The organism is Plantactinospora sp. DSM 117369, from assembly GCF_053764795.1.
Genome location: NZ_CM132446.1, coordinates 5,017,264 through 5,041,286, shown reverse-complemented (window position 1 = coordinate 5,041,286; position 24,023 = coordinate 5,017,264). Strand labels below are relative to the sequence as shown.

The following is a 24,023-nucleotide window of genomic DNA, read 5'->3' as shown; positions in this document are numbered from 1 at the left end:
TGCCCGGGGGCAGGGAGGCGGTGGCGAGTGGCACGGGAGCGGTCGAGCCGCGGGCAGCAGCAGGGCGGCCCGCAGCGGCGGGGGGCGGACAGCAGGGCCGATCGGCCCGTGCGCCGTCCGGCCCGTGCGCCGTCCGGCCCGGAACCGGACGGCACACGGTGGCCGGTGCCCCGCCGACCGGGGGTCAGCCCCGCGGGCCGCGGCGATGTCGACGGTCGCCTCGGTACCAGCGGTTCTGGGTCGGGCAGGGCACGGTTAAGGTAACCGGCCACAATCGACCGAGGTATATCCCGGCTAGCTCATACCGCCCCCGCCAGCCGGCCGAACGGATCTTCCGCGCTGCGGCGGCGCCTCGTAATCTTGTTCGTCCGGTCGAGCCGTCGATCAGCACCGCACCGTCGCCGAGGAGCCGTCTTGCCCGTCACCCGACCCGCCCGGCGGCCGGTGGTCCTGCTGGCGTACGCCGCGTTCGTCCTGGTCGGCCTGAGCGCCGGGGTCGGCGGGGTACTGCTGCCGGCCCAGATCGACGACTACGGGGTGGACAAGGCGACCATCGGGATCACCTTCTTCACCTTCTCGGCCGGCTTCCTGCTGGCCGGGATCACCACCGGCGGCCTGATCGACCGTCTCGGCACCCGGGCCGCGCTGGCGGTCGGCGGCGGCGCCTTCGTCCTCGCCGGCCTCTACACGGCGCTCCGCCCGCCGTTCCTCGCCTTCGTGGCCGTGCAGGTGGTGGCCGGCTACGGCATCGGGGTACTGGAGTCGGTGCTCAACGCCCACCTCAGCGAACTGACCGGGGCGACGACCCTGCTGAACCGGCTGCACGCGTTCTTCGGCGTCGGGGCGCTGCTGGCACCCGCGCTGGCCGCCTGGATGCTCCGCTCGCTGCCGTGGACGGCGGTCTGGCTGGTACTCGCCTTGGCCGGCCTGCCGCTGGTCGTCGGCTTCCTGCTGGCGTACCCGAAACGTCGGGGCCCGGACGACGGCGGCCCCACCGCCGCCGGTGGCGCTGCGGCGGTCGGCGGGCCGCCGCCCGGCGAAGCGGGTGTGCCCGGCCGGCCCGGAAACGGCGGGCTGCTGGTCGCGGCGCTGCGGCAGCCGGCGGTGGTGCTGGCGGCGGTGTTCCTCGCCGTCTACGTCGGACTCGAGATCAGCGTCGGCAACTGGGGCTTCAGCCTGCTGGTCGGCGGCTACGACCAGTCGGAGGTACTGGCCGGCTACGCGGTCAGCGGCTACTGGCTGGGCCTGACCGCCGGACGCTTCCTGATCAGCCCGCTGGCCACCCGGGCCGGGCTGACCCCGGCCGCCACCAGCGCCGGCTGCCTGGTCGGGGTGACCGTCAGCGCCGTACTCGCCTGGGCGGTGCCGGTCGCGGCGGTGGCCAGCGTCGCGCTGGTGCTGCTCGGGTTCTTCCTCGGGCCGCTCTTCCCGACCGCGATGGCGATGGTGCCGCGGTTGACGGCCAGCCGCCTGGTGCCGACCGCGATCGGCGTGCTGAACGGGGTGTCGGTGATCGGCGGGGCGGTCTTCCCCTGGCTGGCCGGCGCCATCGCCCAGGGGGTCGGGGCATGGACCCTGCTGCCGTTCGCCGTCGTCCTGGCGGTCGGCCAGCTCGCGATCTGGTGGCGACTGGCCCGACGGGTCCCCGCCGGCTGACCGCGCCGGATGAGGGCGGCGGTCAGGCGGCGGCCAGGTCCTGCGGGCCGAAGTTCGGGTTCCGGGCCAACCAGGCGAGGTAGTTCGGGTTGCGGGACAGCGAGTCGGTGTATGCGGCGATGGCGTGCCCGAGCACCCGGTCGGCGATGCCGGCCGCCGGGGCGTCCGGGTGCCAGCCGAGCAGCAGCCGCCAGCGCAGCGGGGTGTGCGCCAGCGGCCGGGTGACCAGCCCGGAGACCGGCCGGAAGGTGGCCTGGGCGAGCGCGATCGCCTCACCCGCCTCGACCAGGTCGATGCAGCTACGGATGTCGGTCTCGTAGATCTTCGCCGGGGTGAAGCCGGCCCGGGCGCAGGCCGCCACGAAGCAGTCGGCGAAGCAGCCGTCGCCGGGCGCCGCCGCCCAGCGTTCCCCGGCGAGCGCCGCCAGGTGCACCTCGTCGTGCGCGGCCAGCGGATGCGCCTCCGGCAGCAGCACGAAGACCGCGTCCACCGCCACGGCCCGCCAGGTCAGCCCGAACTCCGCCGACGGTACGGCGTCTCCGCAGACCCCGGAGAGCACGAAATCGAGCCGGCCGCTGAGTACCATCTGGGCCAGCTCGTCCACCGACCACGAGGCGTGGGTGCTGATCTGCGCGTGCGGCTGGTCGGCGGCGAGCCGGTGCACCAGTCCACCGAGGATCGGACTGTTCACCCCGCCGAACCGGAACCGGGTCATCGTGGTGCCGGTACCGGCCAGCCGGGCCGCCTCGTCCTGCAACCCCTTCATCGCGGGCAGCAGCACCCGAGCCCGGGCCAGCACCAGCTCGCCCAGCGCGGTCGGTCGGGCGCCGCGTCGGTCCCGCTCGAACAGCGGGCCGCCGAGAGTCCGCTCGATGCGCTGGAGCTGTGCGGTGAGCGCGGGCTGTGCCAGGCCCAGAGTCGAGGCCGCCTTCGTCACGCTGCCCGTCTCCGCGATCGCGCAGACCACCTTGAGGTGCCGCAGCTCCAGGTTCATAGCGTGACGGTAGGACCCGAAAGGGATTCACGGCTAGACCTTTGACTAGTGAAAGATCCCCCAAAGGAAACCCAAACTGCGACCGAACGGACACCTAAATCTGACGGGCGGCCCAGAGCAGCCCTCGTTCGGTGATCGTCCGGATCGCCGGCAGGGTCAGGTCGTCGAGCTTGTGGCCGACCGTCGAGACGAAAACCCGGCCGGCACCCCAGGATCTGGTCCACACCGCCGGCAGGGTGACCGACCGGTCCCACGGCGTACGCTCCGCCGCCCCGGCCCCCTGCTCGGCCGCCGGTTCCGGGTCGAAGGTGACCGTCGCGAGTACGTCGTTGAGCGGGTCGGTCAGCACCCAGTACTTCTCGGTGTGCAGCCGTACCGTCCCGATGTCCCGGACGATCGGGTGGTCGGCCCGCTCCGGCAGCACCGTCAGCTCGTGGTCGAGGAAGCCCGGCGGATGGTGCACGAAGACCCCGCCGGTGAGCTGGTGGTACGCGTTGTGGTGGAAGGCGCCGACGATCCCGCCGTGCCAACCGGCGAACCCGGTCCCGGCCCGGACCGCCGCGACCAGTCCGGCCGCCTGCTCGTCGCTGATCGTCCCGATCGACCAGCACTGCACCACCAGGTCGGCGGCGGCCATCCGATCCGGGTCGGCATACACGGCCAGGTCATCGTGCACCTCGACGGTGAAACCCGCGTCCCGCAGGAACGGGAGGAACACCTCCGTCGCGGCCACCGGGACGTGTCCCTCCCAGCCACCCCGGACCACCAGCGCGTCTCGCACCGCCAAACCTCCGTCCCACCACGCACCTCGGCCCGGCGCGGGTCCGCACCGGGCCGAGCAGGATCATGTCATCCCGCCGGCGTTCAGGTCGCCGCCGGCGGAGTGGCCGCAGTCGGCGACGGCGGCGTCAGGTCGTCGAGGTACGTCGGCCGGCCGCTCACCGCGTCGCGTACCTTGTCGACCACGCCGAGCGCGGGTTCGACCACCCGGTTCCACGGCGGTGTCGCCGGGGCGTCCGGGTGCGGCCGGGTCGGCGCGGCCTCCTCGGCGATCTCCACCCGGTTGCCGAGCCGGATCAGGTCGGCGGCACTGGCCGCGGCCCGCAGCGCCGGGAAGATCTCCGTCGACGCGGTCGACGCGTGCCGGCGCAGCTGCCCGGTGACCTCGTTGGCGAGTTCGGCGAAGCGGGGCTCGGTCGGCGTGACCTGCGCGAGTTCCCGCAGCGTACGCAACATGTCGGTGTCCGCCGCGATCTCCCGGTCGGCCAGCGGCCCACCCTCGGTCAGCGCACTTCGCACGGCCGGGTAGAGGTACTGCTCCTCGCCGGAGAGGTGCCGGGCGACGGTCGCGGTCAGCACCTCGGCGACCTCGCTGCGCCGTTCCGGTGCGGTGTCGTCGGTTAGCTCGCCGCAGAGCGCCACGATCTGGTCGTGTTCCTCGGCGAGCAGTTCCACCATGCTGCGCCCGCCGGGCCGGTAGTCCTCGTCGTCACCGGTCGGGGGCAGCGGCGGCAGTGGCACGCTCACGATTGGCCTCCTCACTGTGGTCCGCCGATCCGGCCGGTCCATCGACCGGCGCTGCTCCGCGGACATCCGCAGGTACCCTCCGGTCCAGATGGCGAAACCCGACACCGGGTGGGGGCGGGACGCACCGGGCCGCTCGGCTGGTATGAAGAACCGCATGAGTAGCCAGCCCGCGTCCACCCACCCGAGCGCCGCCGACGAGGTCGTCGACCTGTGCCGGGACCTGCTCCGGATCGACAGCAGCAACACCGGGGACCCCGAGACCACCGTCGGTGAACGGGCCGCCGCGGAGTACGTGGCGGCCAAGCTCGCCGAGGTCGGCGTGGAGTCGCAACTTCGCGAGTCCGCCCCCGGCCGGACCAGCCTGGTCGCCCGGATCCCCGGCACCGACCCGGGCCGGGGCGCGCTGCTGGTGCACGGGCACCTGGACGTCGTACCGGCCGACGCGGGCGAGTGGTCGGTGCACCCGTTCTCCGGCGAGATCGCCGACGGCTACCTCTGGGGCCGGGGCGCCATCGACATGAAGGACTTCGACGCGATGGTGCTCGCGGTGGTCCGCGACTGGCAGCGCACCGGGGTACGCCCACCCCGCGACCTGGTGCTGGCCTTCACCGCCGACGAGGAGGCCGGTGGCGAGTACGGCGCGCACTTCCTGGTCGACCGGCACCCCGAGCTGCTGGAGGGCGCCACCGAGGCGATCGGCGAGGTGGGCGGCTTCTCCTACACGGTCAGCCCGGACCTGCGGCTCTATCTCATCGAGACCGCCGAGAAGGGCCTGGAGTGGCTGCGGCTGCACGCCCGGGGCCGCCCCGGGCACGGCTCGATGGTGCACGACGACAACGCCGTCACCGCGCTGGCCGAGGCGGTGGCCCGGGTCGGCCGGCACCGCTTCCCGATCGTGGTGACTCCGACCGTCCGGGCGTTCCTGGAGCAGGTCTCCGAGGCGCTCGGCATCGACCTCGACCCGAACGACCCGGAGCTGGCGATCGCCAAGCTGGGGCCGATCGCCAACCTGATCGGCGCGACGATCCGGAACACCGCCAACCCGACCCGGCTGGCCGCCGGCTACAAGGACAACGTGATCCCCAGCCGGGCCAGCGCCACCATCGACTGCCGGAGCCTGCCCGGCCAGTCCGAGCTGCTGATGGAGCAGCTCCGCGAGGTGATCGGGCCGGACATCGAGATCGAGCACGTCCAGCGGCAGCCGGCGATCGAGACCAGCTTCGACGGCGACCTGGTGGACGCGATGGCGGCGGCGCTGCGGGCCGAGGACCCGGGCGCCCGGCCGGTGCCGTACATGCTCTCCGGCGGCACCGACGCCAAGGCGTTCGCCAAGCTCGGCATCCGCTGCTTCGGCTTCGCGCCGCTGCGGCTGCCGGCCGACCTGAACTTTTCCGCGCTCTTCCACGGCATCGACGAGCGGGTGCCGGTCGACGGACTACAGTTCGGCGTGCGGGTGCTCGACCGGTTCCTCCGGCAGAGCTGACCGTCCGCCTGGCACATCCGGCGGCACTCGTCTACGGTTCCCCGGTTGATCCATCTACTTCCGGTTCCACCTATTCTCGGTCCGTCAATCCCGGCCCGCGTCGGCGCATCGAATTCCCGCCCGCGCCGCGGTCGGCGGGCTGGCGACATCGCAGCGAAGGGACAGGCCACACCATGACCGACCAGCACGCCGAGCTGGACGCCGCCCTGGAACGGGTCATCGAGACCGCCCGGGCGCACCTCGCCGCCGTCCGGGCCGCCGAGGGCCGGATCGACGACGATGCCGTGTGGCAGGCGTACGTCGAGCTCAACAACGCGTCGTACGAGTACGACGAGCAACTGCTCGACGCCTTCGGCGAGGTCACGCCGTGGGACGTGGAGGCGATCGATCCGGACGAGGCGGACGAGCGCTTCGGGGTGGGCCTGGGCGGTGCCGACGGCTCCGAGCCGAGCGACCCGCACCCGCTGGTCCTCTCCGTACGCCACCGGCGCGACTACCGGGTGCCGAGCGTCGCCGCCCTGCTCCGGGTGGCCCAGGCCGCCCGGCGGGCCGCCGTACCGGACGAGGAGGAGGCGCCGGCGGTGGAGGGTGTCGGCGAGGCGGTGCTGGAGCTGCTACAGACCGGGGACGGGTCGCTCGGCGCCCTGGACATCCCCGAGCTGGACCCGCTGGACGGCGTCGTGATGGTCAGCGAGGTGTCCGTCCCGCTCGACCTGGAGTCCTTCGACGACGAGGACAGCAGCGGACCGTTCACGCCGGGGGCCGACGACCGGCTCGTCGGTCGGCTGGACGAGCACCCGTTCCTGTCGGACGCCGACGAGGAGTCCGAGCGGGCCCGGTAAGAGGTTCAGTAGGAGAGGCCCGGTTGCGACTGATTGACCACGCGACGCCGCAGCACCACCTGCCGCGTACCGTCACGGAACAGTCGCACCCGGGCCAGCTCCCAGCCGGAGAACTCGGCTTGGATCGCCAATTGCGCCGTTGCGGTCATCCGGTCGACATTCGGTGGTAACCGCAATGGCGCGTATTCGTAGTCCATGTCCTCTATCCTGCCCACCCTCGCAGGGCGACACCAGTCCTTCCCCGGGTGAGCCGCGCGGTGTCCGCCTCCGGGGTCGGCTGTCCGCTTTCCGGGGTCAGCTATCCCGTTCCGGGTAGCCGACCGGGACGGCCGAGACGTCGTCGAGGGCCCGGGTGATCTCCAGCGGCAGGGTCATCCGCTCCACCTGGAGCGCGCCGAGCAGTTGACCGACGGTGCGGGCGCCGAGGATCGGGGCGACCACCCCCGGCCGGTCCCGCACCCAGGCCAGCGCCACCTCCAGCGGCGACACCCCGAGCCCGCCGGCCGCGGTGGCCACCGCCTCCACGATGCTGGAGCAGCGCGGCTCCAGATAGCGGGCGACGAAGGGTTCGAAGTGCGCCGAGGCGGCCCGGGAGTCGGCCGGGCGGCCGTGCCGGTACTTCCCGGTCAGCACCCCGCGCCCCAACGGCGACCAGGGCAGTACGCCGAGCCCGAGCCCCTCGCAGGCGGGCAGCAGCTCCCGCTCGATGCCGCGCTCCAGGAGCGAGTACTCCACCTGGGCGGCGACCACCGGGGCCCGGCCGGGAAAGGCGGCCTGCCAGGTGGCGGCCTGCGCGGTCTGCCAGCCGGAGAAGTTGGAGACGCCGACGTACCGGACCCGGCCGCTGTGCACCGCGTGGTCCAGCGCGGCCAGCGTCTCCTCCAGTGGGGTGGCCGGGTCGTAGCCGTGCACCTGCCACAGGTCGACGTGGTCCGTGCCGAGCCGGCGCAGTGAGGCGTCCAGGGTGCGCAGCAGATGGCCCCGGGAGGTGTCCCGGCGGCGGCCGGCGCCCGGTCGCAGCCCCGCCTTGGTGGCGATCAGCAGGTCGTCGCGGGGCACCAGGGTGCCGAGCAGCGAGCCGATCACCGCCTCGGCGTCACCGTCGCTGTAGACGTCGGCCGTGTCGACGAGGTTGCCCCCGGCGTCCAGGTAACTCTTCAGTTGGGCGGCAGCGTCGTCCGCATCGGTGTCCCGACCCCAGGTCATGGTGCCGAGCGCGAGCCGGGAAACCGCCAGCCCGCTTCGGCCGAGCGGTCGCTGTTGCATGGTTGAACCTTATTCAGAACATCGCTCCGCCGATATCCTCGCTCCCACCATCCCGCTCCGGGGCGACTGGTACAAAGCCGACGTCCGGGCACGGGTCCGGCATCGGCGGGTCAGCGGAGGGCGTTCGGGGGTCATTGCGTACCCTGATGCGACTTGCGGATGGATGGGGGAGAAGAACCAGTGCGACTCGGGCTCAGCCTCGGATACCAGACCGCGTGGAGCACTCCGGCGGACCATCTTGCCCTCGCTCGCGAGGCGGACCGGCTCGGCTATTCGGTGGTCTGGGCGGCGGAGGCGTACGGCTCGGACTCGCCCAGCATGCTGGCCTGGCTGGCCGGCCAGACCGAGCGGATCGACGTCGGCTCGGCGGTGATGCAGATCCCGGCGCGCAGCCCGGCGACCACCGCGATGACCGCCGCCACCATCGACACGCTCTCCGGCGGCCGGTTCCGGCTCGGTCTCGGCGTCTCCGGCCCGCAGGTCTCCGAGGGCTGGCACGGGGTGCGGTTCGCCAAGCCGCTGGCCCGGACCCGGGAGTACGTCGACATCGTCAAGCTGGCCATCGCCCGCAAGCCGGTGGAGTACGACGGCGCGCACTACCGCCTGCCGCTGCCGGACGGCCCCGGCAAGGCGCTCCGGCTCGGCTTCCACCCGCCCCGCGAGGAGATCCCGATCTACCTTGCCGCGGTCGGCCCGAAGAACCTCGAACTGGCCGGTGAGATCGCCGACGGCTGGCTGGCGATCTTCTTTGCCCCGGACTTCGCCGCCGAACAGCTCGGCACCGTCGCCGCCGGCCGGGCCAGGGCCGGCAAGGAACTCGCCGGCTTCGACGTGGTGCCCAGCGTGCCGGTGGTGGTCGGCGACGACGTCGCGAGCTGCGCCGAGCTGGTCCGCTGGTACGCCGCGCTCTACGTCGGCGGGATGGGCAGCCGGGAGCAGAACTTCTACAACCAGCTCGCCACCCGGATGGGCTACGGCGACGCCGCCCGCGAGGTGCAGGACCTCTACCTGGCCAAGCGGCAGCGCGACGCGGCCGCGGCCGTACCCCTGGAGTTCATCGACCGGACGTCCCTGCTCGGCCCCAAGGAGCGGATCGCCGACCGGATGCGCGAGTACGCGGCGGCCGGGGTCACCACGCTCTCGGTGACCCTCTTCGTCGCCGACGCGGACAGCGGCATCCAGACCCTGCGTACCTGCGCCGAGGCGCTGGATCTCGCCGGGGTTGGCGAGTGAACCTCTTTCCACCTGAACCGCGCGGCGCTCGCGCACGGCATCCGATCTTGCGGTCCATCGGACCGCAAGGGGAGGCGGAAGAAGGTTCAGTGACCGGGCGGGGAGACCGGAGGCCGGTGGGCGACGGGCGGGGTACGGCGATGAGCGGGGTGCGCGGGTGAGCTGGATCGAGGCAATCGTCCTGGGAATCGTCCAGGGCCTCACCGAGTTCCTGCCGGTGAGTTCGTCCGGACACCTGCGGATCACCTCGGCGATCTTCTTCGACCAGGATGCCGGGGCGTCGTTCACCGCGGTCACCCAGCTCGGCACCGAGGCCGCCGTGCTGCTCTACTTCGCCAAGGACATCTGGCGGATCACCCGGGTCTGGGTGGTCGGGATCTGGGACAAGTCGGTCCGGTCGAGTCTCGACTACCGGATGGGCTGGTACGTGATCATCGGCTCGATCCCGATCGGCGTCTTCGGCTACCTGTTCAAGGACCAGATCCGCACCGCTGCCCGGAACCTGTGGCTGGTCGCCACCACGTTGATCGTCTTCGCGTTCGTGCTGGCCTTCGCCGAGTACTGGGGCCGGCAGACCCGGCGGATCGAGAACTTCACCCTCCGCGACGGCATCGTGATGGGCTTCGCCCAGGCGATGGCGCTGATCCCCGGGGTGTCCCGGTCCGGCGGCACGCTGACCGCCGGGCTCTTCCTCAACCTGACCCGCGAGGCGGCGGCCCGGTACTCCTTCCTGCTGGCCATCCCGGCGGTGGTGATGTCCGGGATCTTCAGCCTGCCGGACGTCTTCGACACCTCCGGCGGCGGTTCGATCCCCACCCCGGCACAGATGATCGTGGCCACGGTGATCGCCTTCGGCGTCGGGTACGCCGCCATCGCCTGGCTGCTGCGCTATGTCGCACACCACACCCTCTACGTCTTCGTGCTCTACCGGGTGGCGCTGGGCAGCCTGGTCCTGGCCCTGCTGCTGACCGGCACGATCAGCGCGACCTGACCCTCGCCCGCCACGGGGCGCCGGCCGCCACCGCGCGGCGCCCGGCGGGCGGCGACCGGTAGACCGGCGGCTCGCGCCGGCGCCCCGACGGACGGAACGTAGGGTGTGGTCGTGGCGACCCTTCTGCTCCTCCGGCACGGCCGGACCACGGCGAACGCCGACGGCGGCCTGGCCGGACGGCAACCCGTCGAACTCGACGACACCGGCCGGGCCCAGGCGGCGGCGGTGGGCGGCCGGCTCCGGGCGATCCCGCTGGCGGCGGTGGTGACCAGCCCGCTGATCCGGTGCCGGCAGACCCTGGAGCTGGCGCTGCCCGACGCCGCACCGGTGGTCGAGGAGGGGCTGGTCGAGTGCGACTACGGCACCTGGCAGGGCCAGCCGCTGAAGAAGCTGGCCAAGGATCCACTGTGGCAGGTGGTGCAGCAGCACCCGAGCGCCGCGGTCTTTCCGGACGGGGAGTCGATGGCCGGCATGGCGGCCCGGGCGGTCGAGGCGGTACGCCGCTGGGACGCCCGGGTCACCGCCGAGCACGGGCCGGAGGCGGTCTGGCTGGCGTGCAGCCACGGTGACGTGATCAAGGCGATCGTGGCGGACGCGATGGGCGTACATCTGGACCAGTTCCAGCGGATCGTGGCGGATCCGGGCTCGGTGACCGGAATCCGCTACACCCCAGTCCGCCCGTTCGTGCTGCGGCTCAACGACACCGGCGGCGACCTGACCAGCCTGGTCCCGCCGCCCGCCACCCGGCGCCGCCGCTCCCGTGCGGTTTCCTCGGACGCGGCGGTCGGCGGCGGCGTGGGCGCGGCCGGCGCCGGATCGGCGCCCCCGGACGGCGCCGCCAGCCGCTCCCGGGCGGCCTCCCCGGACGCGGCCGGTGGGCTGGGGGTGCCCGGCGCCGGGGCGGGCGCGGCCGACGGGCGGAAACGGTGACCGGCCGGCCCGGTCAGATCGACCCGGGCGGTGGCCCGCCGCGACCGGATCGGGGCGTACGGTGATTCGGGTCGGTGGGCTGCGCGGTGTGGTATCCGGCCGGATAGGGTCGTGGGTATGACCCACCAGGTGCACGCATTCGAGCCGCCCGAGCGGTTCGTCGCCGGAACTGTGGGTCCGCCGGGTGAGCGGACGTTCTTCCTCCAGGCGCGCGGCGGAGGCCGGCTGGTCAGCGTCGCGCTGGAGAAGGTCCAGGTCTCGCTGCTGGCCGAGAAGCTGGAGGAACTGCTGACCGAGGCGCACCGGCGGTTCGGCGTCGAGCTGCCCGAGCCGCCCCCGGTCACCTCGGACAACGAGCCGCTGGACACGCCGGTCGACGAGGAGTTCCGGGTCGGCACCCTCGGCCTGGCCTTCGACGTCGACACCGCCACGGTGGTGATCGAGGCGATCGCGGCCGGGGAGGCCGAGGCGGAGGTCGAGCTCGGCGGCGAGGAAGAGGTCGACGAGGAGGACGAGCAGCCGGACGACGACCTCGACCGGCTGCGGGTCCGGTTGACCCCACAGGCGGCCCGCGAGTTCATCGAGCGGGCCCGCCGGGTGGTGGCGGCGGGCCGGCCGCCGTGTCCGCTCTGCGGCCAGCCGCTCGACCCGGCCGGGCACCTCTGTCCCCGACACAACGGCTACCACCGGTGACCGTCGCACTGCTGCGGCCGGGACCGGCCCGGTGACCTCTTCCGAACTGCGGCCTGTGCTGGACGAGAGCGACGCCCTGCGCCTCCTGCACGGGGGCGAATTCGAGCTGGAGGGTCGGTTGGTCGACGCCTCCAACACGACCCTGCGCGGGTTCCTGACCCTGGACGGGGTCACCGCCCGCTGCGTCTACAAACCGATCCGGGGTGAGCGCCCGCTCTGGGATTTTCCCGACGGCACCCTGGCCGGTCGGGAGGTCTCCGCCTACCTGCTGTCCCGGGCCACCGGGTGGGACCTGGTCCCGCCGACGGTGCTCCGGGACGGCCCGCTCGGCCCCGGCGCCTGCCAGCTCTGGATCGACGAGCCGGAGCAGGCCGAGCCGCTGGTCGGGTTCGTACCGGCCCGGAGCCTGCCGGCCCGGTGGTTCCGGGTCGCGGCCGCCCGTGACGACGACGGCGCCCCGTACGCCCTCGCGCACGCCGACGACCCCCGGCTGGCCCGGCTCGCCGTACTCGATGCGGTGATCAACAACGCGGACCGCAAGGGCGGGCACGTGCTCGTCGGGCCGGACGACCGGATCTACGGCGTCGACCACGGGGTCTGCTTCCACTTCGAGGACAAGCTCCGGACGGTGCTCTGGGGCTGGTCCCGGCGGGACCTGCCGCCGGACGCGCTGGAGATGCTGACCGGACTGGCCCGGGAGCTGGCCGGCCCGCTCGGGGAGAGCCTGGCCGAGCACCTGACCATCGGCGAGGTCGCCGCGCTGGCGCGCCGGGTCGACCGGCTGCTGGCGACGGCCCGGTTTCCGGAGCCCTCCGAGGAGTGGCCGGCCATCCCCTGGCCGCCGATCTGAACCCCGTCCGGCACCCTGCCGCCCCCGACGCCGGCCGCTGACGTCCCCGACGCCAGCGCCTGCCGCCCCGCCGCCGGCCGCTGACGTCCCAGGCCCGCTCCGGGCCGTCCGGGCGGTCCTGTCGATCTGATCACCCCGCCCGGCGGGCCGGGGTTCGAGTCCGCCCGGCTGACTAGGCTGGTGACCATGGAAACCTGGATGGGTCACGAGATTCCGCGGCTGCCGGGCAGGGGACCGCAGCTCGCTCTGTACGACTCGGCGCGCCGCGGCGTGCACCCGACCCGCCCCTCCGGGCCGGCGACGATGTACGTCTGCGGGATCACCCCGTACGACGCGACCCATCTGGGGCACGCCGCCACGATGATCGCCTTCGACGTCGTACAGCGGGTGTGGCGGGACGGCGGCCATCCGGTCAGCTACGTGCAGAACGTCACCGACATCGACGACCCGCTGCTGGAGCGCGCCGAGCGGGACGGCGAGGACTGGGTGGTCCTGGCGATGCGGGAGACTGCGCTGTTCCGGGAGGACATGGAGGCCCTGCGGATGATCCCGCCCGCCCACTACGTCGGCGCTGTCGAGTCGATCCCGGCGATCGCGGAGAAGGTCCGGGTGCTGCTGGACGACGGTGCGGCGTACCGGCTCGACGACGGCACCGGGGACGTCTACTTCGACGTCTCCGCCGCGCCCCGGTTCGGTTACGAGTCCAACCTCTCCCGGGAGGAGATGCTCGGCTACTTCGCCGAGCGGGGCGGCGATCCGGACCGAGCCGGCAAGCGGGACCCGCTCGACCCGCTGCTCTGGCGCGGCGGTCGGGACGGCGAGCCGGCCTGGGAGGGCGGCCCGCTCGGCCCCGGCCGGCCGGGCTGGCACATCGAGTGCGCGGTGATCGCGATGGCGCTGCTCGGGGACACCATCGACGTCCAGGGTGGCGGTAACGACCTGCTCTTTCCGCACCACGAGTGTTCGGCGGCGCACGCCGAGCGGCTGACCGGGGCGGAGCCGTTCGCCGGGCACTACGTACACGCCGGGATGATCGGCTTGGACGGCGAGAAGATGTCGAAGTCGAAGGGCAACCTGGTCTTCGTCTCCCGGCTCCGGGCCGACCACGTGGACCCGATGGCGGTCCGGCTGGCGCTGCTCGCCGGCCACTACCGCAGCGACCGGGAGTGGACCGACGATCTGCTCAAGGAGGGTACGAAGCGGCTGGCCCGGTGGCGGGAGGCCGCCGCCGCGCCGTCCGGGCCCGCCGGCCCGGACCTGCTGGCCGGGGTACGCGAGCGGCTCGCCGACGACCTGGACACGCCGGGCGCGTTGGCCCTGGTGGACCGCTGGGCGGAGGCCGCGCTGTCCCGGTCCGGTGCCGATCCGGCCGCGCCGGACCTGATGGCCGCCACCGTCGACGCCCTGCTCGGCATCAAGCTCTGACGTCCTCGCCGCCCTGAACGGAGGAGCTTTTCGGCCTGGGGGCGCGGCTCAGCCGAGTACCAGTCCCGGGTCCGGGTCGGCCTCCGGCGCCGGGCCGGGGACCTGGTACCGCTCGGTCAGCGTGGTCATCGGACCGGGCCAGGTCGCCTGGGCCACCTCGATCGGCCGGTGACTGGCGTCGTAGGCGACGTGCAGCAGGTGCAGCACGGGGGTGTCCGGCCGGATCTGGAGGATCTCCGCCTCTTCCCGGCTCGGCTGCCGGGCGCTGATCTGGTCGGTCGCCGACACGTAGCGCCGGCCGATCGCCTCCTCGGCCTCCTGGTAGAGCGGCCGGCCGTACGCCTCCATCCGCTCCAGACTGGTGCCGGCGGCGTCGGCGGTGCGGAACCAGGAGGCGCCGACCTCCACCGGCACCTCCTCGGTGCGTACCAGGTGCCGCCGGACGATCAGTTCGGTGCCGTCGGGCACCCCGAAGGCGTCGGCCACCTCGGGTGGGGCCGGTGCCCGGCCCACCTGCACCAACTGCTGCCGGTACCGGGCGGCCAGGTCGGCGTGGTAACCCCGGTGGCCGCCGTACCGGCCCCGGGAGAGCCGGTTGAGCCGGCGTCGGGTGCCCCGGACGTACGTGCCGGAACCCGGCTTGGTGATCAGCACCCCCTCCACCCGGAGCTGGTCGATGGCGCGCTGCACGGTCTGCTTGGCCACCCCGAACATCTCGGCGATGGCCGGGATGGACGGCAGCCGCTCACCGGCCGCCCAGTCACCGGCCCGGATCCGCGCTCGCAACTGCGCGGCGATCTGTCGGTGGGGAAACTCGGCCGCTCCCGGGTTGATCTGCACCGCTGCTCCCGTCCAGGTCTCGATCCCACAAGAACGCTAGGTTCCTAGGATGCCGTACGGGGTGTGCGCCGGGCAACCGGAACGGAGGCAACTGCGGAAAGCGAATCCTCGTTCGGGCCGGCCACCGTCAGCGCCGACACCCGCCTGCGGCACCGCTTCCGCCGGGCACACCGCTGCTCACCTGGACGCCAGAGCCGCTACCACCCCTCGGGTAGCGGCTCTGGCGTCCAGGTCGACATGGCAGCCATCCGGGAGCGCCGGAGGCGGCGGCTGGGCGGTGGGTAGGTAGGGTGCGGCACCGCGCGCGGTGCGGTGGTCAGCCGGGGGCGCCACGGGTGGAAGCGGGACGGTGTCGCGGGCGGGCGTCACCTGTCCGGGCTGGCCACGCCGGAGTGGCCGGCCCGGTGGCGCTGCCGGCGCGGCAACCCGGGTCTACCAGGAGCCGGCAGTGGGGCCGGCCGAGCCGCCGCGACGGCGCAGGTACTTCTCGAACTCCTGGGCGATCTCGTCGCCGGTCAGCGGCTGGATGCCGGCGTCGCCGACCCGTTCCTCCAGTTCGCGGACGTACTCGCCGAGTTCGGCGTCCTGCTCGGCGGCGGTGCGGACCCGCTGCTCCCACTCGGCGGCCTCCTCGGCCAGGTCCGACATCGGGACGGGCAAGTCGAGCACCTCCTCGACCCGGTGCAGCAGGGCCAGCGTCGCCTTCGGGCAGGGCGGGTTGTTGGCGTAGTGCGGCACGTGCACCCAGAACGACACGGCGTCGACCTCGGCCCGGGTGGCCGCGTCGTGCAGCACCCCGACGATCCCGGTCGGGCCGTCGTAGCGGGTCGGGGTGAGCTGGTAGCGCTCGGCGGCGTCCTTGTCCGAGGCGCTGCCGCTGATCGGCAGCGGCCGGGTGTACGGCACGTCGGCCAGCAGCGCGCCGAGCAGCACGATCCGGTTGATCTCCAAGCTGTGGCAGAGCTCCAGCACCTGCTCGCAGAAGGTGCGCCAGCGCATGCTCGGCTCGATGCCCCGGATCAGCACCACGTCCCGGTCGGTACCGTCCGGGCTGGCCCTCATGAACCGGGTGGTCGGCCACTCGACCCGGCGGGTCTCGCCGTCGGCCATCGTGATCGTCGGTCGGCTCACCTGGAAGTCGTAGAACTCCTCGGGGTCGAGTTCGGTGATCTGGCGTGCCTGCCACACCTGTTCGAGGTGTTCGACCGCCGCGGTGGAGGCGTCGGCCGCATCGTTCCAGCCCTCGAAGGCCGCGATCGCGACCGGCGAGCGCAGTACGGGCAGCCCGTCGAACTCGGTCACGCCCTACCCCCAGCGTGCGTGCCACGGCCGAGCCGGGCGGTCCGGTGCCGTCCGGTCGTGCCCGCGATGTGCCTGGTGCTGCCGTCCCTGTTGTCCCTCACGTCCGTCAGCCTACGTCCCTGACTCGGATGCGGCCCGCCGGCCGCGCCGGCTCGGTCGCCGGGGGCACGCTCCGGGCGGTCGGCCGCCATCGGGTCGGCCCGGACATCCGGGACGGAAGGGGCGATTGTCCGACCGGCGTATGTTGCGGAACGCTACGCCTACAACGGGTCGCCGGAACGACGTCAGGGCTAGCCTGGAGCCGTGCCGACTCCGCTGCGTGACGCGCTCGGCGACCGGGTGCTGGTCGCCGACGGTGCGATGGGGACGATGTTGCAGGCGGCCGAGCTGAGCCTGGACGACTTCGAGGGCCACGAGGGGTGCAACGAGATACTCAACGTGACCCGCCCCGACGTCGTCCGGCGGGTCCACGAGGCGTACCTCGCCGCCGGGGCGGACTGTGTCGAGACGAACACCTTCGGCACCAACCTCTCCGCCCTGCGCGAGTACGGCATCGAGGACCGGATCACCGAGCTGGCCGAGGCCGGCGCCCGGCTGGCCCGGCAGGCCGCCGATGCGGCGGGCACCCCGGAGCGGCCCCGGTACGTACTCGGCGCGATGGGGCCGGGGACCAAGCTGCCGACGCTGGGACACCTGGGCTACCGGGAGCTGCGCGACGCGTACCAGCGCAACGCGGCCGGACTGGTCGCCGGCGGGGTGGACGGGCTGATCGTGGAGACCTGCCAGGACCTGCTCCAGGTCAAGGCGGCGGTGGTCGGTGCCCGCCGGGCGCTGGCCGAGGCGGGCCGGGAGCTGCCGGTGATCTGCCACGTCACGGTCGAGACCACCGGGACGATGCTGCTGGGCAGCGAGATCGGCGCGGCGCTGACCGCGCTGGAGCCGCTCGGCATCGACCTGATCGGCCTCAACTGCGCCACCGGGCCGGCCGAGATGACCGAGCATCTGCGCTACCTGGCCCGGCACGCCCGGATCCCGCTGTCGGTGATGCCGAACGCCGGCCTGCCGGAGTTGACCGCCGACGGGGCCCGCTATCCGCTGACCCCAGAGGAGTTGGCGGACGCGCTGGCGGGGTTCGTAGCAGGCTACGGCCTGTCCCTGGTCGGCGGCTGCTGCGGTACCACTCCGGAGCACATCCGGGCGGTGGTGGACCGGCTGGATGGCGCGGTGGCGCGGCCCCGGACGCCGGAGCCGGAGCCCGGGGTGGCGAGCCTCTACCACCAGGTGCCGTTCGCCCAGGACGCCAGCGTGCTGATGGTCGGTGAGCGCACCAACGCCAACGGCTCCAAGGCGTTCCGGGAGGCGATGCTGGCCGGGGACTGGCAGGCGTGTGTGGAGATCGCCCGGAGCCAGGCCCGGGACGGGTCGCACCTGCTCGACCTCTGCGTCGACTACGTCGGCCGGGACGGCGTACGCGACATGCGGGAGATCGCCGGCCGGTTCGCCACCGCCTCCACCCTGCCGATCATGCTGGACTCGACCGAGCCGGCGGTGATCGAGGCCGGGCTGGAGATGCTCGGCGGCCGGTGCGTGGTCAACTCGGTGAACTTCGAGGACGGCGACGGCCCCGACTCCCGGTACGCCCGGGTGCTGCCGCTGGTCCGCGAGCACGGCGCCGCGGTGGTGGCACTGACGATCGACGAGGAGGGGCAGGCCCGGACGGCCGAGTGGAAGGTGCGGGTGGCGTCCCGGCTGGTCGACGACCTCACCGGCCGGTGGGGGATCGACGTGCGGGACATCCTGGTCGACTGCCTCACCTTCCCGATCGCCACCGGCCAGGAGGAGACCCGCCGGGACGGCATCGAGACGATCGAGGCGATCCGGGAGATCGCCCGCCGCTATCCCGGGGTCAACTTCACGCTCGGCATCTCGAACGTCTCGTTCGGGCTGAACCCGGCGGCCCGGCAGGTGCTCAACTCGGTCTTCCTGCACGAGTGCGTGCAGGCCGGCCTGACCAGCGCCATCGTGCACGCCAGCAAGATCCTGCCGATGGCCAGGATCCCGGACGAGCAGCGCGAGGCGGCGCTCGACCTGGTCTACGACCGGCGCCGGCCCGGCCACGACCCGGTGCAGCGGTTCATCGAACTCTTCGAGGGGGTGGACGCCGCCTCGGCCCGGGCCAGCCGGGCGGAGGAGCTGGCGGCGCTGCCGGTCGACGAGCGGCTGAAGCGGCGGATCGTCGACGGCGAGCGCAACGGGCTGGAGGCCGACCTCGACGAGGCGCTGACCAGCCGGCCGGCGCTGACCATCATCAACGAACTGCTGCTGGACGGGATGAAGGTGGTCGGCGAGCTGTTCGGCGCCGGCCAGATGCAGTTGCCGTTCGTGCTCCAGTCGGCCGAGGTGATGAAGGCCGCGGTGGGCCATCTCGAACCGCACATGGAGAAGTCCGACGACGGCGGCAAGGGCCGCATCGTGCTCGCCACCGTCAAGGGCGACGTGCACGACATCGGCAAGAACCTGGTCGACATCATCCTGTCCAACAACGGCTACGAGGTGGTCAACCTCGGGATCAAGCAGCCGGTCGCGGCGATCCTGGAGGCCGCCGAGGAGCATGCCGTGGACGCCATCGGGATGTCCGGCCTGCTGGTGAAGAGCACCGTGGTGATGAAGGAGAACCTGGCCGAGATGGCGTCCCGGGGGGTCGCCGGGCGCTGGCCGGTGCTGCTCGGCGGTGCGGCGCTGACCCGGTCGTACGTCGAGGACGACCTCCGGTCGACCTACCCGGGCGAGGTGCACTACGCCCGGGACGCCTTCGAGGGACTGTCCCTGATGGACCGGCTGATGGCGGCGAAGCGCGGCGGTGCCCCGGTGGTGGACGCCGAGCGGCAGGCGGCACTGGCCGCCCGGCGGGCCCGCCGGGACCGGCAGCGGGCCCGGGCCACGGTGGCGCTGCCGGACCTCTCCGACGACTCGGTCCGCTCCGACGTGGCGACCGACGTCGCGGTGCCGGCGCCGCCGTTCCTGGGCACCCGGGTCGTCAAGGGCATCCCGCTGGCCGACTACGCGGCCCTGCTCGACGAGCGGGCGACGTTCCTCGGCCAGTGGGGGCTGCGCGGGTCGCGCGGCGGGACCGGGCCGAGCTACGAGGAACTGGTGGAGACCGAGGGCCGGCCCCGGCTGCGCTCCTGGCTCGACCGGCTCGCCGCCGACCGGGTACTGGAGGCGGCGGTGGTCTACGGCTACTTCCCGGCCTACTCCGACGGCAACGACCTGGTGCTGCTCGACGAGCGGGGCGCCACCGAACGGGCCCGGTTCAGCTTCCCCCGGCAGCGGCAGGAGCGCCGGCTCTGCCTCGCCGACTTCTTCCGGCCCCGGGGCGACCAGCTCGACGTCGTCGCGCTGCAACTGGTCACCGTCGGGCAGCCGATCAGCGAGTACGCCGCGAAGCTCTTCGCCGGTGACGAGTACCGGGACTACCTGGAGGTGCACGGGCTGTCGGTGCAGCTCACCGAGGCTCTCGCCGAGTACTGGCACCGCCGGATCAGGGCCGAGCTGACCCTGCCCGACGGCCGTACCGTGGCCGACGACGACCCGGCCGACCTCGCCGGGCTGCTGCGTACCGACTACCGGGGCTGCCGGTACGCGTTCGGCTATCCGGCCTGCCCGGACCTGGAGGACCGGGCGAAGCTGGTCGAGCTGCTCGGCGCGGAGCGGATCGGGGTCCGGCTCTCCGAGGAGTTCCAGCTCGTGCCGGAGCAGGCGACCGACGCCATCGTGGTGCACCATCCGGAGGCCAGCTACTTCAACGCCAGGTGACCGGCGGCGGAGAGACGCCCGGTAACCGGCGGAGGTAATTGCCGGCGAACTCCGGCGCGGTCGGGAACGCCGTGGATAGCCTCCGGATGGAGGCCGAATCCGTCTCGTGCCCGGTCACGGTCGCCGCCGAGGGGGTGCCATGGCCACGTCGTTCACTCTGGACCGGCCGGGCGGGCCGGCGGCGGACGGGCTACCGGTCGCCTCCACCGCCCAGCGGTGGATCCTCCGGGCGGTGGCGATCTGCGACGACCCGTGCCAGATCTGGTTCGTGGAGCGGATGACCGACCGGTCCGGTCCGGGGCTGCACGACGACGTCGAGGCGCTGATCGCCCGGGGTGCGCTCGTGGACTCGCCCGGCGGTCTGCGGCCCGGCTCAGTCGAGCTGCGCGATGCCGTACGCCGGGGAATCCCGCCGTCGTTGCTGGCCGCGCTGCACAACCGGGCGGCCGGCGTACTGGCCGACGGGGCGCGCGCGGCAGCCGCCGCCGAGCACCTGCTCCGGGTGCTGGAGGTGGCCGGGCGGGTCGACGTACCCCTGGTCTCCCGGCTGGTCGCCGATCCGGCGGTCGATCCGTCGACGGCGGCCGACCTGCTGCTCGCGGCCCGGGCCGGTCAGGATCCCGCGCTCGGTCCGGAGCTGCGCCGGGACTGGGCGCTGGCCGCGGTCGACCACCTGATGCTGGCCGGCCGGATCGAGCCGGCGCTGGCGATCCTCGGCGACGAGATCGCGGCCGATCGGGCCGGGGCCGGATACCGGGCGTTGCTGCTCGGCCGGCTCGGCGCCTGGTACGCCACCGGCCGGCCGTCGCTGGCCTTCGACTACCTGGACCGGGCCCTGGCCCAGCCCGACCTGCTGCCCGGGCACCGGAGCTGGCTGCTGAGCACGCTGGCGGCGGTGGCGGGCCGGCTCGGTCGGCCGGATCTGGAGTCGCTGCTGGCGGCGGCGGACCGGGCCCACGCCGACGCGCCGAGCCCGGACGGCGAGATCCGGTTGGCGCTGGCCCGGGCCGGCAATGCGCTGGCCGGCGGGGATCTGCCGGCCGCCCGGCAGGTGCTCGGCCAGGTCGACCCGAGCGCGCCGGCGGCCCGGGCCCAGGCCGCCTTCCTGCGGGCCGAACGGATCGCCTGCCAGCTCGCCTGCGGCGAGTACGACGAGGCCGGCACGGCACTGCGGTTCGCGGAGGTGGATCTGGGCAGCCTGGGCGGGGCGGCCCAGCCGATGCTGGCGGCGCTGGACTGCCGGCTCCGGGTGGCCGCGGGTGAACTTCCGGAGGCGTCGGCCCGGGCCGGCCTGGCGTTGCGGCGCTGTCCCGCCGGCCAGCTCGCCGACGAGGTCCACGCCGAGCTGCTGGCGGTACGGGTGGAGGTGGCGTTCCGGCAGGGCGAGCCGGAGACCGCCCGCGAGCTGCTGGCCGGCGTCGAGCCGCCGATGGATTGGCCTGACGCCGTGGCGTGGGTACGGCTGGCCGGCGCCGCCGCCTTCGACCCGGAGCCCGGCCGGCACGCCGGGTTGCTCCGGGCGGCCGTCGACACGCTGGCCCGGTCGGTACGCCCCCTGCTCCTGGTCCCGCAGCAGGCGCCGGCGCTGACCCGGGCCGCGTCGCTGCTCGGCGACCCGCACCGGGCGCGGCAGCTCGCCGACCAGCTGGTCCGGATCGCGGAGCGGGTGGACAGCGGACTGTGGTGGGGCGTCGCGCAGCACGTCGCCGGGCTGGTGGAGCAGGATCCGGTGCTGCTCCGCAGCGCGGTGGGGCAGTTGCGTACCACCTCGGCCCGGCCGGCGTTGGCCGACGCGCTGCACGACCTGGCCGGTACGCCCGGCACCGGGCGGGCGGAGGCCCGGCGGGCGGCCGAGGAGGCCGCCGCGCTGTTCGGCCGGCTCGGTGCGACCGGTGACCAGGAGCGGGCGGTCCGCCGCGGGCGAGCCCTGGTGGCGTCGGAGCGCCGGCACCGGGCCGGCCGGCACGGCGCCGGGTTCGGCGCGTTGACCGCCGCCGAGACCCGGGTCGCCGAACTGCTGGCCGGCGGGGCGACGAAGCAGCAGGCGGCGGCGAGCCTGTTCGTCTCCTTCCACACCGTCGACGCCCAGCTCCGGGCGGTGTACGCGAAACTGGGCGTGCGGAACCGGCTGGAACTGGCCCGGTTGTGGGCCGCCCGGGAGGACCGGACCCGGCCCACCCCGGCAGGACCCGAGCCGGCCGGGCCCGTTCCGGCGCCGGGCGAGCCGGCGGGGCGCGACTGATCCGGCCGGTGCGACCCGGGCGGGTCCGGTGCGGTGCTGCCCCGGATCAGGAGGCGATCGGCCGCTTCGTCCTCGGGATCGACTCGACCAGCGAGCGGGGCAGGTTGAGGGTGTCGGCGGCGACCTGCGGCGGGGTGTTCGCCATCCACTGGGCCAGCGAGATGTCCTCGAACCGTGGGTTGCGGAACATCTCCAGGAACACCAGCGGCTCGCTGCCGGTGTTCTCGATGTAGTGGCCGTACGCGAACGGCACGTAGCCGACGTCGCCGGACCGGTAGTCGAAGGTCCGGTTCACGCCGGAGCCGGCGAAGACCCCCATCCGGCCGGAACCGGAGATGTAGTACTGCCACTCGTCGTCGGTGGGATGCCAGTGCAGTTCGCGCATCGCGCCGGGCTCGATCTCCACCAGTGCCGCGCAGATGGTGGTGGAGGCGGCGAAGTTCGTCACGTCGGCGATCCGTACCGTGCCGCCGTCGAAGCGCTCGGGTGCTTGGGCGTGCAACCGGTGCTTGAAGGTACGCGGCACGTCCCCGGTGGGGCTGATCACCCGGTCCGAGTCGAGCGGGGGCGGTCCCTGCCCCCGGAAGATGTACTTCTCCTTCTCCGGCAGGTCGGCGAGCTGCTCCGTACGCCAGCCGAAGTTCTTCGCGATCACCTCCTTCGGGGTGTGCGCGAAGAAGTCGCTGATCAGGAAGGTGCCGTTCTCCGAGAAGGCGCCGTCGTCGAAGACGAGCAGGAACTCCACCCCGTCGTCGAGAGCCTGAATGTGGTGCGGCACCCCCTTCGGGAAGAACCACAGATCGCCCTGGGAGACGTCGTCGAGGAAGTTGCGCCCCTCCTGGTCGACCGCGCCGATCCGGCAGCTTCCGGCCAGCACGTACGCCCACTCGGCCTGCTTGTGCCAGTGCAGCTCGCGGTAGGCGCCCGGTTCGAGGGCCATGTCGACCCCGGAGAGCGTGCTGGCGATCGGCAACTCGCGCTGGGTCACCTCGCGGGTCCAGCCGCCCTCCTCGATCCGGGTGTGCGCGTTGGAGAACGAGAACCTCAGGTTGGGCACCGTGCCCCGGTCGGTTGGTGGCGGTACCAGCAAATCCGGGTTCTGCCGGTCCAGCCCGACGTTTCGAGGTCCGACGTCGAGGCCGCCCGCGGTACCGCGTTTCGGCTCGGGCAGGTCGTCGCGCGACGTTCGGCTCATACCAGTTCTTCCCTTCGTCGACTGATTTCCGGTGGTCGGATCCGATGCACGTGCTCGTGTTGCGGCGGCCGCGGGGAGGCCGCGCCGAGCAGGAGCGTCCGCACCAGCCGGGATCCGCCGTGCAGCCCGACGGCGGCCGGGATGGCGAAGCAGGTCAGGGCCAGCACCAGCACTGTCCAGAGTGGTGCGCCGGTCAGCGCGGCACCGACGGTCAGTACGGTGAGGGCGCCGAGGTTGCGCCGGGTCCGGCCCAGCGGAACGGTCATGGGACTCCTCTCGGATGGTCGCGCGGTCGCTCCCGGCCTGCGGCGGGGGGGGGGGGGGGGGGGGGGGGGGGGGGCGTGGCCGCCGCTCGGCACCGGACGGGAGTGCGGCGGGCCGCGCCGAGCGTGGCGGCCACGGCGCCGGCGGTGGCCGCGATCCTGGGCGGGGCTCCGGCGGCCGGCTCAGTCGCCGGCGGTTGCGGCCCGGTCGGTTGCGGCCCGGTCGGTTGCGGCCCGGTCGGTTGTGGCCCGTCCCGACAGGGCGTTGGTCGTCGTCACGCCTCCGGTCTAGCCGGGAACCGCGGCGACAATCTCACGTGATCGCGGGAAATGCGGCGCGGCGCGGCGCGGCGCACGGGCCGGCCGGTGCGCAAGCTGTTCGATGCCGCCCTGGTCGGGCCGGCCGGTGCACGGGGGCCGGCGCACTCCGCATACCTGGTACCGCGCCGCCGCATACTTGTGGCGGGTCTCCGGC

The 24,023-nt window shown here is 73.4% G+C and carries 19 protein-coding genes and 1 pseudogene; 11 read left to right on the top strand and 9 right to left on the bottom strand.

Annotation, left to right across the window (positions count from 1 at the left end; genetic code table 11):
- Positions 1–414: 414 nt before the first annotated feature.
- On the top strand, positions 415–1,656 hold the full coding sequence (locus ACSMXO_RS21915; protein ID WP_455413571.1) for an MFS transporter: 1,242 nt from the start codon (positions 415–417) through the stop codon (positions 1,654–1,656).
- Between the two features lie 22 nt (positions 1,657–1,678).
- On the opposite strand, the gene ACSMXO_RS21910 is transcribed toward ACSMXO_RS21915, so the two are convergent.
- The 3 genes from ACSMXO_RS21910 to ACSMXO_RS21900 all read right to left on the bottom strand — a co-directional run bounded on the left by ACSMXO_RS21910 (position 1,679) and on the right by ACSMXO_RS21900 (position 4,177).
- On the bottom strand, positions 1,679–2,650 hold the full coding sequence (locus tag ACSMXO_RS21910) for a LysR family transcriptional regulator (protein WP_346261285.1): 972 nt from the start codon (positions 2,648–2,650) through the stop codon (positions 1,679–1,681).
- A gap of 94 nt (positions 2,651–2,744) precedes the next feature.
- Entirely contained in the window at positions 2,745–3,431 is a 687-nt protein-coding gene (locus ACSMXO_RS21905; protein ID WP_455413570.1) for a ThuA domain-containing protein, read from the bottom strand.
- Between the two features lie 83 nt (positions 3,432–3,514).
- The gene (locus ACSMXO_RS21900) at positions 3,515–4,177 is read right to left on the bottom strand and encodes a hemerythrin domain-containing protein (protein WP_455413569.1); all 663 of its coding nucleotides are present in this window, start codon (positions 4,175–4,177) and stop codon (positions 3,515–3,517) included.
- Positions 4,178–4,331: 154 nt separating this feature from the next.
- Between ACSMXO_RS21900 and ACSMXO_RS21895 the strand changes: the two genes are divergently transcribed.
- Both ACSMXO_RS21895 and ACSMXO_RS21890 read left to right on the top strand, forming a co-directional pair.
- A complete protein-coding gene (locus tag ACSMXO_RS21895; protein ID WP_346261288.1) occupies positions 4,332–5,660 on the top strand; it encodes a M20/M25/M40 family metallo-hydrolase in 1,329 nt (442 codons plus the stop codon).
- Positions 5,661–5,833: 173 nt separating this feature from the next.
- Positions 5,834–6,502 (top strand): hypothetical protein, encoded by a 669-nt coding sequence (locus tag ACSMXO_RS21890; protein WP_346261289.1) that lies wholly within the window; start codon positions 5,834–5,836, stop codon positions 6,500–6,502.
- 5 nt (positions 6,503–6,507) lie between these two features.
- Here ACSMXO_RS21890 and ACSMXO_RS21885 read toward each other — a convergent pair whose 3' ends face one another.
- Positions 6,508–6,699, bottom strand: coding sequence for a DUF5703 family protein (locus tag ACSMXO_RS21885; protein WP_203866060.1), 192 nt, complete (start codon positions 6,697–6,699; stop codon positions 6,508–6,510).
- Between the two features lie 97 nt (positions 6,700–6,796).
- Positions 6,797–7,768, bottom strand: a complete 972-nt coding sequence (locus tag ACSMXO_RS21880) for an aldo/keto reductase (RefSeq protein WP_346261290.1) — start codon at positions 7,766–7,768, stop codon at positions 6,797–6,799.
- Positions 7,769–7,948: 180 nt separating this feature from the next.
- Between ACSMXO_RS21880 and ACSMXO_RS21875 the strand changes: the two genes are divergently transcribed.
- The 6 genes and pseudogenes from ACSMXO_RS21875 to mshC all read left to right on the top strand — a co-directional run bounded on the left by ACSMXO_RS21875 (position 7,949) and on the right by mshC (position 13,890).
- The gene (locus tag ACSMXO_RS21875; protein WP_455413568.1) at positions 7,949–9,001 is read left to right on the top strand and encodes an LLM class F420-dependent oxidoreductase; all 1,053 of its coding nucleotides are present in this window, start codon (positions 7,949–7,951) and stop codon (positions 8,999–9,001) included.
- A gap of 157 nt (positions 9,002–9,158) precedes the next feature.
- Positions 9,159–9,992, top strand: a complete 834-nt coding sequence (locus ACSMXO_RS21870) for an undecaprenyl-diphosphate phosphatase (RefSeq protein WP_346261292.1) — start codon at positions 9,159–9,161, stop codon at positions 9,990–9,992.
- A 105-nt stretch (positions 9,993–10,097) separates the two neighbouring features.
- Positions 10,098–10,796, top strand: a pseudogene (locus tag ACSMXO_RS21865) (histidine phosphatase family protein); the annotation flags it as partial.
- A gap of 243 nt (positions 10,797–11,039) precedes the next feature.
- Positions 11,040–11,615, top strand: a complete 576-nt coding sequence (locus ACSMXO_RS21860) for a DUF3090 domain-containing protein (protein ID WP_346261294.1) — start codon at positions 11,040–11,042, stop codon at positions 11,613–11,615.
- 31 nt (positions 11,616–11,646) lie between these two features.
- A complete protein-coding gene (locus ACSMXO_RS21855; RefSeq protein WP_455413567.1) occupies positions 11,647–12,465 on the top strand; it encodes an SCO1664 family protein in 819 nt (272 codons plus the stop codon).
- Positions 12,466–12,651: 186 nt separating this feature from the next.
- Positions 12,652–13,890: a cysteine--1-D-myo-inosityl 2-amino-2-deoxy-alpha-D-glucopyranoside ligase gene (gene mshC, locus ACSMXO_RS21850; protein ID WP_346261295.1), complete on the top strand. Its 1,239-nt coding sequence runs from the start codon at positions 12,652–12,654 to the stop codon at positions 13,888–13,890.
- Between the two features lie 48 nt (positions 13,891–13,938).
- Here the strand turns inward: mshC and ACSMXO_RS21845 are convergent, their stop codons facing one another.
- Both ACSMXO_RS21845 and ACSMXO_RS21840 read right to left on the bottom strand, forming a co-directional pair.
- Complete coding sequence (locus tag ACSMXO_RS21845; protein WP_346261296.1) at positions 13,939–14,730, bottom strand: GntR family transcriptional regulator; 792 nt, start codon at positions 14,728–14,730, stop codon at positions 13,939–13,941.
- A gap of 432 nt (positions 14,731–15,162) precedes the next feature.
- Positions 15,163–16,032 carry a PAC2 family protein gene (locus ACSMXO_RS21840; RefSeq protein ID WP_318397196.1) on the bottom strand — a complete coding sequence of 290 codons (870 nt, stop codon included), beginning with the start codon at positions 16,030–16,032 and terminating at the stop codon, positions 15,163–15,165.
- Between the two features lie 315 nt (positions 16,033–16,347).
- Here ACSMXO_RS21840 and metH point away from each other — a divergent pair, with 315 nt between their 5' ends.
- Positions 16,348–19,848, top strand: coding sequence for a methionine synthase (metH, locus tag ACSMXO_RS21835; RefSeq protein WP_455419286.1), 3,501 nt, complete (start codon positions 16,348–16,350; stop codon positions 19,846–19,848).
- 139 nt (positions 19,849–19,987) lie between these two features.
- Positions 19,988–22,090 (top strand): helix-turn-helix transcriptional regulator, encoded by a 2,103-nt coding sequence (locus tag ACSMXO_RS21830; RefSeq protein ID WP_455413566.1) that lies wholly within the window; start codon positions 19,988–19,990, stop codon positions 22,088–22,090.
- A gap of 46 nt (positions 22,091–22,136) precedes the next feature.
- Here ACSMXO_RS21830 and ACSMXO_RS21825 read toward each other — a convergent pair whose 3' ends face one another.
- Complete coding sequence (locus ACSMXO_RS21825; protein WP_455413565.1) at positions 22,137–23,285, bottom strand: oxalate decarboxylase family bicupin; 1,149 nt, start codon at positions 23,283–23,285, stop codon at positions 22,137–22,139.
- Positions 23,282–23,551: a hypothetical protein gene (locus ACSMXO_RS21820; protein ID WP_455413564.1), complete on the bottom strand. Its 270-nt coding sequence runs from the start codon at positions 23,549–23,551 to the stop codon at positions 23,282–23,284. Before ACSMXO_RS21820 ends, ACSMXO_RS21825 begins: the two co-directional genes overlap by 4 nt.
- Between the last annotated feature and the right edge of the window lie 472 nt (positions 23,552–24,023).